Origin of the sequence: Pseudoalteromonas sp. 120-MNA-CIBAN-0494 (genome assembly GCF_040308885.1) — a bacterium.
Classification (GTDB): domain Bacteria; phylum Pseudomonadota; class Gammaproteobacteria; order Enterobacterales; family Alteromonadaceae; genus Pseudoalteromonas; species Pseudoalteromonas nigrifaciens.
Genome location: NZ_JBEOOE010000002.1, coordinates 1 through 14914, shown reverse-complemented (window position 1 = coordinate 14914; position 14914 = coordinate 1). Strand labels below are relative to the sequence as shown.

The window sequence follows — 14914 nt, the reverse complement described above, 5'->3', positions numbered from 1 at the left end:
CACCTTATAATTGTAGAACCTCCCGCACTTATGCTTATCACTTTACCTATATCTGAGCTTGTCCCTGGCATGTTTGTTGACAATGTTACCAAGCAGCATGAAAGCATTAGTAGTATAAAAATCAAAACCAGTGGACTAGTGCGTGATAAGTCAATAATTAAGCGTTTAGTAACAGAAGGGGTGCTAGAGCTACTCATTGATTTTACTAAGAGTGATGTTGAGATACCCGCCAAATACAAACCACAAAATAAAGCTAAAGTAGCTAGCAGCCAAGAAAAGCCAGCTAAAGCTGCTGTCGCTATATCGGTAGAGCAAGAGTTTGCAAAAGCGAGCGTAAGCTATGAGCAGCATAATCGCAAAATACAGGCTTTATATGGTGACTTAACAGCAGGGCTCACGCTTAATTTAAATGTATTAGATGAAATTGCCGGTGAAATAGTGGCATCGGTATTTAGAAACCCCAATGCAATGACCATTCTTACCCGCCTTAAAGACAAACACAGCTATAATTGGCGTCATATGATCAACTGCGCCATTTTTGCAGCAGTATTTGCTAAATACTTAGGTTATGAAGAGTCTACTGTGCAGCAGCTTGCAATGGGGGCATTGCTGCATGATTTAGGTCAGGCAAAAGTGCCGCAGGGTATATTATCAAAGCAGACTAAAGTAACTAATAATGAGTTTGCTGCAATAAAAAAACATGTTGTACAAAGTTTAGGTTTAGTTAAAGGCGAAAAAGGGATCACACCGTTAATGCTTGATATGATAGTGAATCATCATGAGCGATTAGATGGTTCGGGTTATCCACGAGGCCTTAATGCAGAAAAATTAAGTCGTCCTGCACGTATAATGGCTATTGTAGATGTGTATGACGCGATAACAGCAGATAGATCTCATCAAGTCGGTGACGAGCCAATAAACGCACTGCGTTATTTGCTCGCTAACAAACAACTGTTTGACGCTGAATTAGTGCAACACTTTATTAAATGTTTGGGTGTGCACCCGGTAGGTACTATTGTAAAGCTGACCAATGAACGTTTAGCACTGGTGCTTGAGGGCAATAAACTTAACCCAATTAAACCTAAAGTTAAACTATTTTATAATGCGAAGCATGGCCATCATGTTACGCCAAAAGACATTGATTTGAGCGACCTGAGCCAAGAGCTTAAAATTATTGCCAGTGTTAAACCCCTTGATTATCAGATTAACTTGTCTCGTTTATTAAAAGAGCATTTACTTTTATAGTGTTAGTACATTTGCGTTTTTGGCTTTGTTTAGCCGAAATAAACGCACCTAAAAAGCAACTTGCCATTAATATTAACCACAATAAAGTACCAAGCTCTACATGCAGTGCTAAACAGCAAAATGTTAGCGAGATTAATGCACAAGTAATAGCCCCCAGCCAAAAGTGATTAACAGGATTGTCACACTGCCCAGCACGCGTGCATGCACAATAGTTTGCTTTATAAAAACAAAATACACTTGCGCCACAAAAAATAAGCCCAGCCAAAATAAGTAAAATGCTCACCGTTTCCCCTCATTATAGTTTTATAGAGAGTGTAGATTGCAGCGCATTTCAAGTAAATTCAAATGAGAATCAATTACAATTAGAGCTTATGCTCTAATAGCACACTTCTAGTCCGATGAGTTTTAATAAGTTGTTAAATGGTCGTTAAAAAACGTGTTTTTTACTGTTTTTTGACGTGTTTGTAGAGTTTTTTATAAAAAATTAATGTAGTGTGATCAGGTTTGAAATCCTAATAACAACACACATAGCTACCCAAACAATAAGTTTGGTTAAGGAAACAACAATGAAATTTACTAAAACTCTAATCGCAGCGTCGCTGGTACTTGTTTCAGCAGATAGTTTTGCTGCAGCATTTCAGTTATCTGAGCAAAATGCCTCAGGACTCGGTCGTGCCTATGCAGGTGAAGCTTCAATCGCAGACGATGCGTCTGTAGTAGCTCGTAACCCAGCATTAATGTCACTATTTAAAGAAAAACAAATATCAGTGGCGGGTATTGCTGTACTTCCTGATGTAAGCTTAAAAGGCACTGATACAAATAACGGTTTAGATCCAAGCGTGCTAAATAATGACAGCATCGCTCCTAATGCAATTGTACCTGCGGGTTACTTTACCATGCCAGTTAACGATAAAGTGTCAGTTGGCTTTGGTGCATTTTCTAACTTTGGCTTAGCCACAGAATTTAATGGTGACTATGCTGCAGGCCAAATAGCTGGTGAAACAGAAATTGTAACAGTTAACTTCAATGCCAGCGTTGCTTATAAAGTAACAGAGCAATTTAGTTTTGGTATTGGCTTAAACTATATTTATGCAGATGCAACGATAATTCGAAAAGTGGGTGCGAACCCTAATATTCCAGCTTCAACTGATGCGGTTCACTTAGAAGGTGACGATACTGGTTTAGGTTTAAATTTAGGCTTAATGTATCAACTTGATGAAAACAGCCGCTTTGGTTTTAACTACCGCAGCGAAACCGATATTACTTTTGAGGGGACTTTCTCAAGCGCAGCTAAATTATTACCTGAAATGCCAGGTTCTGTTGAAATTACACTACCAGCTATTGCTGAATTTTCTGGCTCTCATCAGTTAGATGAAAAGCTTGGTTTACACTACAGTGTAATGTGGACAGGTTGGAGCAGCTTTGACAAGTTAGAAGCAAAAGTAAACGGACCAGCAGGTGAGTTTACAGGATTTGAGAAAGAAGAAAATTTCTCAGATTCTATGCGCTACGCAATAGGTTCTGATTACCAGTACAGTGAAAACCTATTATTACGTGCCGGTGTTGCGTTTGATGAGTCACCAGCGGATAAAAACCATATGTCGATTTCTATCCCAGATACAGACCGCTTTTGGTTCTCGTTTGGTGGTAACTACGCAATTGATCAACATTCAGACTTTGATTTAGGTGTGAGTGTACTACGTGGTAAAACACAAAACTTCACTGAAAAAGATAATTCACAGCAAGAATGGTCTTTTGAATCAAAAGGTCATGCATTGCTAGTTGGTGCTCAGTACAACTATAAGTTTTAATGCTTGCCTAGAGCCTAGAGCCTAGAGCCTAGAGCCTAGAGCCTAGAGTCAAAAAAAGCCGCGCTATGTAATTACATAGCGCGGCTTTTTAATGCCTATATAAATGTTCCGGGCTAATGCCCGGAAACTAAATTATAAGCTTTCTATTTTTGCTTTTTGCTCAAGTAGCTTAGTTTTAGCATCGCTAAACTCAGCTAGTTTGGCATTTTCTTTAGCAAGTACAGCTTCTGGTGCGTTGTTAACAAACTTTTCGTTAGCGAGTTTATTTTGCACTTGTGCTAGGCCTTTTTCGGCTTTTTCGAGTTGTTTATTAATACGTGAAAGCTCGGCTTCTACGTCAATTAAACCCGCCATTGGGATCATAATTTCAAGATTACCAACATAAGACGCTGCACACGCAGGCGCATCATCTTTATTTTCGAGCATGGTGAACTCTTCAATTTTTGCAAGTGATGCTAAAAATGAGTTGTTCTCCTCAATGCGGCGCACGTCGTCGCTCGAAGCATTTGCAAGTAATACGCTAAGCGGCTTACTTGGGCTAATGTCCATTTCACCACGAATGTTACGAATTGCTAAAATGAATTGTTTAACCCACTCTAAATCGCCCATTGCTTTGGCATCAACGCTAGCTGCATTATAAACAGGGAATGCTTGTACCATAATACTGGTGTTCTCTGTTTCAAGGCCTGCAAGTGGTGCTACACGTTGCCAAATAGTTTCGGTGATGTATGGCATCATTGGGTGCATTAAACGCAACAAGCTTTCAAGTACGGTAATTAGTGTATTACGTGTACCGCGTTGCTGTGCTTCACTGCCTTTAAATAATACCGGTTTAGTTAGTTCTAAGTACCAATCGCAAAATTGGTGCCAAGTAAACTCGTACAGGGTGTTAGCAGCTAAGTCAAAGCGGTAATTATCTAAATGCTCAGTATAACTTTTAACAGTTGACTCAAATTGACCTAAAATCCAGCGATCGGCTAACGACAACTCTTTTTGTGCATCGGTTGCAAAACCACAGTCTTGCTCTTCTGTGTTCATTAATACGTAACGACTCGCGTTCCATAGTTTGTTACAGAAGTTACGGTAGCCTTCAAGGCGGTTCATATCCCAGTTAATATCGCGACCGGTAGAAGCCATTGCTGCAAGCGTAAAGCGAAGGGCATCGGTGCCGTGTGCTTCAATGCCGCCAGCGAATACTTTGCGGGTATCTTTTTCGATTTTAGCCGCTAATTTTGGCTGCATCATGTTACCAGTACGCTTTTGTACTAACTCTTCAAGTTCAATGCCGTCAATCATGTCCAGTGGGTCAAGTACGTTACCTTTTGACTTAGACATTTTATCGCCGTTGTCGTCACGTATTAAACCAGTTACATACACGGTTTTAAACGGCACTTGTGGTTTGCCATTTTCGTCTTTTATAAAGTGCAACGTCATCATGATCATGCGTGCAACCCAGAAGAAAATAATATCAAAACCAGTTACCAGCACGTCAGACGGGTGGAATGTTTTTAAATCATCAGTGTTTGCAGGCCAACCTTGAGTTGAGAACGTCCAAAGCGCTGATGAGAACCAGGTATCTAGTACGTCTTCATCTTGGCTAAGTGTTACGCTGTCTGCAATGTTGTTTTCGCGGCGTACTTCAGCTTCATCGCGACCCACAAATACGTTGCCTTCGCTGTCGTACCAAGCTGGAATGCGGTGGCCCCACCAAAGCTGGCGTGAAATACACCAATCTTGTACGTCGTTCATCCACGAAAAGTACATGTTTTCGTATTGCTTAGGTACAAATTGAATGTCGCCGTTTTTAACCGCTTCTTTAGCCGGCTCTGCAAGAGGTGCAACACGTACATACCATTGGTCGGTAAGCAGTGGCTCAATTACCACACCCGAGCGGTCGCCGTAAGGAACGGTTAAACCATGATCTTCAATTTTTTCAAGTAAGCCTAGTTCTTCAAATTCAGCTACAATCGCTTTACGCGCAGCAAAACGGTCAAGCCCGTGTAGGCGCTCAGGAATTGGTGCATCAAACTCAAGTTCTTTGCCATCAAAGCTGTAGGTTTCGCCTTGAGTAAGAATAGCGGCGTCTTTATCGAAAATGTTGATCATCGGCATTTTGTGACGCTTGCCTACTTCATTATCGTTAAAGTCGTGCGCTGGGGTTATTTTTACACAACCCGTGCCTTTATCTTTATCGGCATGTTCATCGGCGACAATTTTAATACGGCGATTAACAATGGGTAATAAAATCTCTTTACCGATTAAATCTATGTAGCGTTCGTCATCAGGGTTTACTGCAACGCCCGAGTCGCCCAGCATGGTTTCTGGACGAGTTGTTGCTACTACTATGTAGTCTTTACCATCTTGCGTTTTAACACCGTCGGCTAGTGGGTAACGTAAGTTCCACATGTGGCCTTGCTTGTCTTTGTTTTCAACTTCAAGATCAGAAATAGCAGTGTGTAATTTAGGATCCCAGTTTACTAGGCGTTTGCCACGGTAAATTAGGTTTTCTTTATGCAGGCGTACAAACACTTCTTTAACGGCTTCAGATAGGCCATCGTCCATGGTAAAACGTTCACGATCCCAATCAACTGATGCGCCAAGACGACGAAGTTGTTTAGTGATTGTGCCGCCAGATTCTTTTTTCCATTCCCAGATTTTATTAATAAAATCTTCGCGACCTAAATCGTGGCGTGTTTTGCCTTCCTCAGCATGCAGCTTACGCTCAACCAACATTTGCGTTGCAATACCTGCGTGGTCAGTACCTACTTGCCATAATGTGTTGTTACCTTGCATACGCTTAAAGCGCGTTAAGGTATCCATTATGGTGTCTTGGAAAGCGTGGCCCATGTGTAAGCTACCAGTGACATTTGGCGGCGGGATCATAATTGAATACGGGACGCCTTGGCCAGATGGTTTAAAGTAGCCTTTTTCTTCCCAGCCTTGGTATAGAGACTGTTCAATATCTTGCGGATTGTAGGTTTTATCCATTACACAGAACCTTAAATAAGTACTTAAATTAGTTGGTTAGCTATTTTACTAAAAGTGTTTTTAGTTATTAATATCTTGCGTGGTGATGTTAGCACCGAGTTGGCGTAGCTTTTTAAAACGCTCGCGAGCTGCTTGTTTAGCAACGGCTTCTACGGGTACAAAATCAAAAACTTGGTTAAAGCGGCGAATAAAATCCGGTAAGTTATTAGCCAAGTTAATTAAAACTTTACGATTGCCAACAGGGGGCGTAGTACCAATTTCTACCGGTGCGCCGCCTTTTGGGCCTTCACCTTGTAGGTTATGAGGTACAAAACTGTCGGGATCAAATGCCCAAAGTGTTTCATCAATGGCAAAGGCGGTATTTTCGTTATCTACACAAATAAATACACGTTGGCCAAGCCGATACTGATCTGCGGCAATTTGAGCCGCCAAAGCCAAATGATCATCAGGCTTAGCCAGCGACTCATCTTGTTGCTTTAGAACGAAAAATTGGGCGTTCATGTTCATTGTATCGGGGTTTCCCATGACATTGAATGTGTAGCTAGTTAATACACATAAATTAAGAGGCTGATTTTGCCATATAACGGGTTTTGCTTCAATTAATACCCAAATAAATAAGGCGCCAAACGGCGCCTTAATAAGTAGCTAAGCGGTATGCTTAATCTTGAGCGGCTTCGCTTACGCCGGCTCTGTTTAATAAATACTGAGTAAGCATAGGAACAGGACGGCCTGTTGCGCCTTTTTTAGCGCCACTGCGCCATGCTGTGCCTGCAATATCTAAATGTGCCCAGTTGTACTTTTTAGTAAACTTAGATAAAAAACACGCTGCGGTAATAGTACCAGCTGCACGGCCCCCTAAGTTAGTAAAGTCGGCAAATGGGCTCTCTAGTTGATCTTGATAGTCGTCCCATAGCGGTAGTTGCCATGCACGGTCGCCACTTTGCTCCGATGCTTTTAACAACTCATGCGCAAGCGGATTATGGTTAGAGAGTAAACCGGTTGCATGTGCGCCTAGTGCTACAATACAAGCACCTGTTAGTGTGGCTACATCAATAACGGTTTCTGGCTCAAAACGCTCTACATAGGTTAGTGCATCACATAATACTAAGCGCCCTTCGGCATCAGTATTTAATACTTCAACGGTTTGCCCCGACATAGTGGTTAAAATGTCACCTGGGCGATATGCATTTGGCCCCGGCATATTTTCGCAGCCGGCTAAAATACCAATCACGTTAATAGGTAACTGCATTTGTGCCAGTGCACGCATTGCACCAATAACACCTGCAGCACCGCCCATGTCGTATTTCATTTCGTCCATGCCTTCGCCAGGTTTTAATGAAATACCGCCCGAATCGAAGGTTAAGCCTTTACCAACTAATACGATAGGAGCTTGATCATCTGCGCCGCCTTTGTAGTTAATTACCGACATAACCGATTCGTTCACACTGCCGCGACCAACAGCTAAGTAAGAGTTCATACCTAGCTCAGCCATTTGCTCTTCGCCGATTAGATCAACAGTAATGTTGTCAAAATTAGTTGCTAGCTGTTGTGCTTGCTCGCCTAAATACGCAGGGTTACAAATATTAGGTGGCATATTTGCTACGTCTTTACATAGCTTACTACCGGCAGCAATAGCTAAACCATGCTCAATAGCGCTTTCGCCTATAGTTAGCTCGCGACGCGTTGGAACATTAAACACCATTTTACGCAGTGGACGACGTGGGTCTACTGTTTTACTTTTTAGTTGATTAAAGGTGTATAAACAATCTTGAGTGGTTTCTACTGCTTGGCGCACTTTCCAGTAGGTATCGCGACCTTTAACGTGTTGCTCTGTTAAAAAGCATACCGCTTCCATAGAGCCGGTGTCGTTTAAGGTATTAATTGTTTTAGAAATAATTTGTTTATATTGCTTATCGTCAAGCTCGCGCTCTTTACCACACCCTACAAGCAATATGCGCTCGCTTAAGATGTTTGGTACATGATGCAATAATAAAACTTGGCCCGGCTTTCCTTCTAGGTCACCTCGGCGAAGTAAATTTGAGATATAACCATCACTGATTTTATCGAGTTGTTCACCAATGGGGGATAACCGACGAGGCTCGTATACACCAACTACAATACATGCGCTACGTTGTTTTTCTGGGCTACCACTTTTTACGTTAAATTCCATTGTCACTCCTGATTTTGAGTCATCTTTAGAAGCTAAGCAGAAACTAAAAATATTTTTAGTCTTATATACCTAAATTATTTAGGTGTAGCTCTAATCTTAGCTGATTTTGCCCGACTCTTACTGTGTAATTGAACTTTATCTGCTTAAGGGTCACTAATGCAACATTATATCGTGTTGTTAGGTAGGATAATTAATTTTCATGGCTTATAATATTAGATCTATACTCGGCAACGCTGAGTAAAATCATGACTAACTATAAACTTTCACTATTGCAGTGACACACCATGTTTAACAGGGGCGACTATTGCTTATTTTTCGTTATTTGACTGCTGAGGTTTTAAAATCGCAGGTCGCCGTATTTTTAACTTTGATGACCATTTTTTTGTCGCAAAAGTTAGTTAGTATTTTAGGCGATGCCTCTGAGGGTAGTATTCCTGCTAAATTAGTGCTATCGATGATCGCACTTAAATTGCCGCAGTTAGCCTCGTTAATTTTACCGTTGAGTATATTTTTAGGCATAATTTTGGCCTACAGCCGTATCTACGCCGATAGCGAAATGACAGTACTTAAAGCCTGTGGTGTAAGTGAATGGTATGTGGTTAGAGTGACGCTTATATCAAGTGTGGGGTTGGCTATTTTAGCCGCCGCGCTCACCATGCATGTTGCCCCTTGGGCAAGCGAGCAAGAGTACCAATTAAAAGAGCAAGCTAAAGCCGATGCGGGATTATCTGCATTAAGGGCAGGTCGCTTTCAGCAAACCGGTAACGAAAAAGCCGTGGTGTTTATTCATAACATTGAAAACGGTGGAAAAGAGCTTAATAAAGTATTTGTAGCGCAACTCCCCGATAGCGAAAAAGACAACCTTGCACGCCTAGTTTATGCAGAGCAAGGAGTTGTAATTGAAGCGCAAAATGGCGAACAACAACTCGTTCTTAGCGACGGCAAACGCTATGAAACTGATGGCTTAACGCCGGCGCTCAATTTAACCGAGTTTGACGGGTATAGTGTACAAATACGTGAGCAAGAAATAGAGCACCAACGCCGTAAGTTAGAAGCAATTCCTACTAATCAATTGTTGGCACTTAATACTCCAGAGGCAACCGCGCAGTGGCAATGGCGTATTGCTATACCGCTTTCTATTCCACTGCTGACACTATTAGCAGTACCGTTAAGTGTGGTTAATCCACGCCAAGGTAAATTTGCTAAGTTAGTGCCGGCAATTAGCTTGTACTTAGGTTATTTTATTTTACTTAACGCTGCTAAATTTGCTGTTGAAGATGGCAAAATACCTCCCTCTATTGGCCTTTGGTGGATTCACTTAAGTGCCTTATTTATTGGCGGACTATTAATAATTAAAGGGCGACCACTTGGCGCTTGGCTTAAAGCGGTAATTACTAAGCGGGAGTTGGGCGCATGATGAAAACCCTTGATTGGTATTTAGGTCGCAGCATTTTACAAACCACCGGCTTTGCATTATTGGTACTGGTAGGCATTAGCACCTTAATTAAATTTATCGACCAGTTAAAGTCAGTTGGCCGTGGTAGTTACGATTTAATGACCGCGATGCTCTACACGCTTTACACAATACCGGGCGATTTAGTGGTGTTTTTTCCGATGGCCGCGCTCATTGGTGGCTTAACGGGGTTAGGAGCGCTTGCCTCAAACAGCGAGCTGGTGGTAATGCACGCTGCAGGTATGTCGCGCTTACAAATTATAAGCTCGGTAATGAAAACCGCCGTATTTATGGCGCTATGTATGATGGCATTAGGCGAGTGGGGAGTACCCGAGGCGCAATTACAAGCTAAAGAAATGCGTAACCAGGCAATTCATGGTGGCGATGTTTTTAATGCGCAAAAAGGCGTATGGGCAAAAGACGGCAATAACTTTATAAATATAGAAGATGTAGATCAAAATGGTAAATTAAATGGTGTGCATATGTACCACTTTGATCAGTCGCTATCGCTTACACAAATAACGAAGGCAAAAGATGCGCTAAGTCGCGAAAACGGCTGGTTACTGCGCGGCGTCAATAAAGTAAAAATAAGTGATGAGCTTATTACTACAGAGCAAGTGCCTGAGGAGTTTTACCCATCACAACTTACTGCTGAAAAGCTGGGTGTGGTGTCGGTTAAACCTGAGTCGCTGTCGTTTACTGGGTTATGGTCTTACTTAGACTATTTAGAGCAAAACGATCAAGATACCAGCACCTATGAACTCGCGCTTTGGCGCAAGCTTATGCAGCCAATATCTATAGCCGTAATGTTGCTAGTTGCACTGTCGTTTATATTTGGCCCGTTGCGTACCGTCACTATGGGTGCACGTATTATAATGGGCGTAGTTACGGGTATAGTGTTTCATCTAACCAACGAAATATTTGGTCCTGTGGTTATGGTATATCAAATACCTGCGTTTATTGGCGCTGTAGTGCCTAGCATTATATTCACCGGCTTTGCTGCTTACTTAATGAATAAACGCGCATAAAACTAGTTATAAAAAGGTAGTTACAAAAATACCTTGAAACAAAAAAGCGTGGCTACTTTATAAAAGTGCCACGCTTTTTTGTGCTTATAAATTACAGTGTATTACTTTTAATTAATCAAGCTCACGGTAAATACGCTTGTTTTCTTCTTTGGTGAGTGCAATAACTTCGGTTTTAGAAAGGTAATCTTGCAAAGCTTTTTTATTTTTAAAATCAACCAATACCACTAAATTACCTAAACCAAGTAATGCACTAACGCTGCGAATTATTGCTTGCGGCCAGCTAATAAGTTGCCCATCTAGAGTTTGTACTTTTAAGCGCCATGCGCGCATGCCAATGGTTTGCCCGCTTTTAGTCCAAAAATAAGCAAAAAAGAATACGTTTACTCCAACAAACAACGCACTTCTAATACCAGAGAGTAACGTGGAGTCTTGTATTAAAGCAGCAGGATCGTCAGTTTTAACTATCATATCTAAAGACGTTAGTAGCTGAATGACTGCAAAGTAGAGTATGGCAGTAAGCATAGATAAAGAAATTACGACCAAGGCATCATAAATTAACGACGCCAAACGACGCCAAAAGCCAGCTCGTGGAAATTCATTCAACATAAATATACCCTCACTATTAATATGCGCGCTAGTTTAGCAAATAGGCTGGTAAATACTACCTCTTCAGTAAGGCATTAAAGCGCTGCGCAGAGTTAAATGTTAATGGTTGCTTAATTGTTAAGCGGTTGATTGTACTTATGTCATAAAACGCTTGCCGCTACCTTTATTGATTGTATAATGCTTAGCATAGAGACGAAGGCAGTTTTATAAACCTAAGCTCTAAAGTGGTTTTTCTTTATCTTCTGGTATTTAGAAGGTTAAAGAAAAATTATGCCAGCGTGATGAAATTGGTATACATGGGGGATTCAAAATCCCCTGCCGAAAGGCGTGCCGGTTCGAGTCCGGCCGCTGGTACCACTTTTTATAGCCCCGATCAAATTGGTCGGGGTTTTTTTATGCCTACGAAAAGTGCAAACGGACACAACCCGCCGGACTCGAGCGGCACGCGGGAGTGCCGCTGTTATAAGTTAAAGTCCGGCCGCTGGTACTAATGCCAGTCAGTTAACACTGACTGGCATTTTTTATAGGGATATTTAGATGGTTTCTTTTTCACACATCGTGGAAAGCTGCGCTCATGACGCCTTGTTGGTAACTGAAATAGCGTCAGCGTTTCTAATAAATGCTCATAGTGTTTTGGTAAATTTCCCGGACTTGTCAGTGGGATAGTTAACAGAAATACATTGATATGTCTTGAACAATGAGAAAAACTCAGTTGATTTGGCCATACATCCAGTAACTCTGCTGCCTCACGCATGGCTATTCTTATAATATTGTAGGCAATTAGTACCCCCCACAATTCTTGCCTTATCATATCCGGCCTTTTTGAGCGTAGGATATAGTTTGAGTGCAACATTGTTTGTTTTATTTCTCGATATCCTATTTCTATTTCCCAGCGATGCATGTACAAATCAGCTATTTCTTTTGATGGGTAACGCATTACATCAAGCATTGATGTAAGAATCTGATACTGCTTATTATTATGCGTGTAAGTAAGCAGCCGAGCTTCTAAAAACTCTGGCAAGTCAGTAAACTTTTTTCGCGCTTGGGGCGATGTTTTAAGACGCACTAACTGGTCATTTTTACTGATTTTCTTTATGGTATCAACCGTTAAGCCTTTTCTGACAGGTATCATCCAGTGTCTTTCAGTCCCTGCTTGATGCCAACGATGCAAAAGCCCTAATGAATAATAACCGCGATCAAATAAGGTTAATGAATTATCCGGTGTGCCTTCAATGAGTTCTTCAGCGAGTGTCATTTCCCCTTGATGCTGCCCGTTAAAAGCACAATTAATGAGTTGATGACTCGTTAGCTCCATGTGGCATACCATCCGAATTTGAGGATAGGTATTTTCACCATACTGGGTTGAGCCACACCCAAATACGTCTTTATTCTCTGGCGTATCATGTGTACGAAAGACAACCCCATCAACAGCTAATAGATTTAAGCCACAAAATGTATCAAAGTGGGCATGGTTATAATGCCGTGACGCCATCATCTTGAAGACCTGCTCGACAGCACCTTCACCTAAGCGTTGTCTCGCTTGAACCATGGCACTAGGGGCAACTAGTTTCCCTTTACCTGGTAAGGCGATGTCCATTTTAGAGGCTATATCCCAAACAGATTCATGACGAAATAAACTCATACCAATCACAGACCAAACGACAGCATCGAGTGGTAAGCGACGTTTACGAACGGTGGCGACACCCGATTTTTCAAAAGCTTGGTTAAGTAATTCGGGATCTAAGATGCCAGATAAGTTATCAAGCGTTGTAAATTCATCAGCAGATGAGAAGGTGGTTGAAAGAGCTGTTTGAATATCCATAAAAAACCGTAATTAGCGAAACTAATTACGGATTATTCACGATCATTTAGATCGGTCAACCGATCAATTAACCTTAACTGATCGGCATTAGGCTAAACAGCGTCATTTTTATTGGTGTTTTTACTCTAGTGAGTTTTAGTTACTATGTAGTTTATTAAATGTTTTGCATAATAACTCAAAATAGCTGGGTAATTATTTGCATTGCTCAGTGCATTGCGCATTATCTACTTACTCACGTCAAAATTTTCTATAACAGCACTGCACAGTGTTGCTAAAGGCAGATAATAAAAAGGAACACAGATGAAACGCTCATTAATCTCATTAGCTATTGGCTTAGCAAGCCTAGGGGCATTTAATGCCAGTGCCAATATTAATATCGATAAACAGATAAATCAGGTTGAAGATAAGGTGATTGAATGGCGTCGCGATTTTCATCAGCACCCTGAGTTAAGTAACCGCGAAACACGTACCGCTGCGATTGTAGCACGCCATTTAAAAGCCTTAGGGATGCAGGTTGAAACTGACATTGCTTACACAGGTGTAGTGGGGATTTTAAAAGGCGGTAAGCCGGGGCCAACAGTAATGCTGCGTGCCGATATGGATGCACTGCCAGTAACCGAAAAAGCCGATGTGCCTTTTAAATCACTGGCAACTACCAAGTATAATGGGGTTGATGTTGGGGTTATGCATGCCTGTGGGCACGACACGCATGTGGCTATGCTAATGGGTGCAGCTGAAGTATTAGCCGCTGTAAAAAATGAATTACACGGCGATATTATGTTTGTGTTTCAGCCAGCAGAAGAAGGCGCGCCACAAGGCGAAGAGGGCGGAGCTGAGTTAATGTTAAAAGAGGGGATATTTAAAAAGTATCAACCCGATGTGGCGTTTGGCATTCATGTTATGGCAGGATTAAACAGCGGCCAAATTGGCTATCGTAGTGGCCCAATTATGGCCAGTGCCGATCGCTTCGAGATAACGGTAAAAGGTAAGCAAACGCATGGTTCATCGCCTTGGGGTGGGGTCGATCCTATTTCAGTTGCTGCACAAATTGTCTCAGGGGTTAATCATATTGTTAGTCGTCAAATAGATATAACTAAAGAGCCTGCCATTATCTCGTTTGGTAAAATAGCTGGTGGCGTACGTAATAATATTATTCCCGATAGTGTAGAAATGGTAGGCACTATTCGTAATTTTGATATGGATAACCGCCAACAAATTTTTGAAAAATTAACCACTACAGCTACGCATATTGCTAAAGCGTCGGGAGCCGAAGCACAGGTAAATATTTTTAAAGGTTACCCAGTAACGGTGAATAACCCAGAGCTTACCGCGCAAATGTTGCCAACACTCAAAAATATAGTAGGTAAAGATAACCTGTTTGATGTGCCAAAAGTAACCGGCGCAGAAGACTTTGCTTTTTATGCGCAGCAAGTACCGGGTTTATTTTTGTTTTTAGGCGGTACGCCAACAGGGCAAGATGTAAAAACAGCACCAACCAACCATTCGCCGTATTTTTATGTTGACGAGTCAACGCTTAAAGTGGGCACTAAAGCAATGAGCCAGCTGGCGATTGACTATTTAGCTGCACAGCAAAAAAACTAACATAAACTTAGCTCACGCTAGGATTAAATAAATTACGGGCGCTAATAGAAGAGGCGTCCGTGTTGTTTTTTGCAGTAATTAGCGTGTAAAAGCATTAGCAACTAGTATCAAAGTAAGCGCGCATTTAAGCAGTGCGCTTAGCTATAATCGAAGTCTAGCTGCACATTCCACGGCATTAGGTCGGTAAAA

At 41.6% G+C, this 14914-nt stretch carries 11 protein-coding genes and 1 tRNA gene; 6 read left to right on the top strand and 6 right to left on the bottom strand.

The genetic code is table 11. The features are described from left to right. Positions 1-30 precede the first annotated feature (30 nt). Positions 31-1245 carry an HD domain-containing phosphohydrolase gene (locus tag AAEY55_RS01715; RefSeq protein WP_350549829.1) on the top strand — a complete coding sequence of 405 codons (1215 nt, stop codon included), beginning with the start codon at positions 31-33 and terminating at the stop codon, positions 1243-1245. Here the strand turns inward: AAEY55_RS01715 and AAEY55_RS01710 are convergent. After that, positions 1205-1528, bottom strand: coding sequence for a hypothetical protein (locus AAEY55_RS01710; RefSeq protein WP_350549826.1), 324 nt, complete (start codon positions 1526-1528; stop codon positions 1205-1207). The two genes, AAEY55_RS01715 and AAEY55_RS01710, sit on opposite strands and share 41 nt — an antisense overlap. A 283-nt stretch (positions 1529-1811) precedes the next feature. Between AAEY55_RS01710 and AAEY55_RS01705 the strand changes: the two genes are divergently transcribed. Further along, the gene (locus tag AAEY55_RS01705) at positions 1812-3056 is read left to right on the top strand and encodes an outer membrane protein transport protein (RefSeq protein ID WP_011329076.1); all 1245 of its coding nucleotides are present in this window, start codon (positions 1812-1814) and stop codon (positions 3054-3056) included. A gap of 132 nt (positions 3057-3188) precedes the next feature. Here the strand turns inward: AAEY55_RS01705 and AAEY55_RS01700 are convergent, their stop codons facing one another. The 3 genes from AAEY55_RS01700 to pepA form a co-directional block, all read right to left on the bottom strand. Beyond that, positions 3189-6044, bottom strand: coding sequence for a valine--tRNA ligase (locus AAEY55_RS01700; RefSeq protein WP_192531629.1), 2856 nt, complete (start codon positions 6042-6044; stop codon positions 3189-3191). 60 nt (positions 6045-6104) lie between these two features. Beyond that, entirely contained in the window at positions 6105-6551 is a 447-nt protein-coding gene (locus AAEY55_RS01695; protein ID WP_011329074.1) for a DNA polymerase III subunit chi, read from the bottom strand. A 151-nt stretch (positions 6552-6702) separates the two neighbouring features. After that, positions 6703-8214 (bottom strand): leucyl aminopeptidase, encoded by a 1512-nt coding sequence (gene pepA / locus AAEY55_RS01690; RefSeq protein WP_058374053.1) that lies wholly within the window; start codon positions 8212-8214, stop codon positions 6703-6705. Between the two features lie 304 nt (positions 8215-8518). Here pepA and lptF point away from each other — a divergent pair, with 304 nt between their 5' ends. Continuing rightward, a complete protein-coding gene (gene lptF / locus AAEY55_RS01685) occupies positions 8519-9631 on the top strand; it encodes an LPS export ABC transporter permease LptF (protein ID WP_011329072.1) in 1113 nt (370 codons plus the stop codon). After that, a complete protein-coding gene (gene lptG, locus AAEY55_RS01680; RefSeq protein ID WP_089368699.1) occupies positions 9628-10695 on the top strand; it encodes an LPS export ABC transporter permease LptG in 1068 nt (355 codons plus the stop codon). The genes lptF and lptG overlap by 4 nt, the downstream gene beginning before the upstream one ends. A gap of 111 nt (positions 10696-10806) precedes the next feature. Here lptG and AAEY55_RS01675 read toward each other — a convergent pair whose 3' ends face one another. Continuing rightward, complete coding sequence (locus AAEY55_RS01675; protein ID WP_011329070.1) at positions 10807-11301, bottom strand: RDD family protein; 495 nt, start codon at positions 11299-11301, stop codon at positions 10807-10809. A gap of 272 nt (positions 11302-11573) precedes the next feature. Between AAEY55_RS01675 and AAEY55_RS01670 the strand changes: the two genes are divergently transcribed. After that, positions 11574-11658, top strand: a tRNA-Leu gene (locus tag AAEY55_RS01670). A gap of 130 nt (positions 11659-11788) precedes the next feature. Here the strand turns inward: AAEY55_RS01670 and AAEY55_RS01665 are convergent. Continuing rightward, positions 11789-13123: an IS4 family transposase gene (locus AAEY55_RS01665; RefSeq protein WP_350549821.1), complete on the bottom strand. Its 1335-nt coding sequence runs from the start codon at positions 13121-13123 to the stop codon at positions 11789-11791. 300 nt (positions 13124-13423) lie between these two features. Between AAEY55_RS01665 and AAEY55_RS01660 the strand changes: the two genes are divergently transcribed. Then, positions 13424-14725, top strand: coding sequence for a M20 family metallopeptidase (locus tag AAEY55_RS01660; RefSeq protein ID WP_182678299.1), 1302 nt, complete (start codon positions 13424-13426; stop codon positions 14723-14725). Positions 14726-14914 lie beyond the last annotated feature (189 nt).

What these genes read in the sequence shown, in the direction of transcription:
- AAEY55_RS01705 (WP_011329076.1), top strand. Translation starts at nt 1,812, where the DNA reads ATGAAATTTACTAAAACTCTAATCGCAGCGTCGCTGGTACTTGTTTCA.
- AAEY55_RS01665 (WP_350549821.1), bottom strand. Translation starts at nt 13,123, where the DNA reads ATGGATATTCAAACAGCTCTTTCAACCACCTTCTCATCTGCTGATGAA.
- AAEY55_RS01675 (WP_011329070.1), bottom strand. Translation starts at nt 11,301, where the DNA reads ATGTTGAATGAATTTCCACGAGCTGGCTTTTGGCGTCGTTTGGCGTCG.
- AAEY55_RS01715 (WP_350549829.1), top strand. Translation starts at nt 31, where the DNA reads ATGCTTATCACTTTACCTATATCTGAGCTTGTCCCTGGCATGTTTGTT.
- AAEY55_RS01695 (WP_011329074.1), bottom strand. Translation starts at nt 6,551, where the DNA reads ATGAACATGAACGCCCAATTTTTCGTTCTAAAGCAACAAGATGAGTCG.
- lptG (WP_089368699.1), top strand. Translation starts at nt 9,628, where the DNA reads ATGATGAAAACCCTTGATTGGTATTTAGGTCGCAGCATTTTACAAACC.
- AAEY55_RS01700 (WP_192531629.1), bottom strand. Translation starts at nt 6,044, where the DNA reads ATGGATAAAACCTACAATCCGCAAGATATTGAACAGTCTCTATACCAA.
- pepA (WP_058374053.1), bottom strand. Translation starts at nt 8,214, where the DNA reads ATGGAATTTAACGTAAAAAGTGGTAGCCCAGAAAAACAACGTAGCGCA.
- AAEY55_RS01660 (WP_182678299.1), top strand. Translation starts at nt 13,424, where the DNA reads ATGAAACGCTCATTAATCTCATTAGCTATTGGCTTAGCAAGCCTAGGG.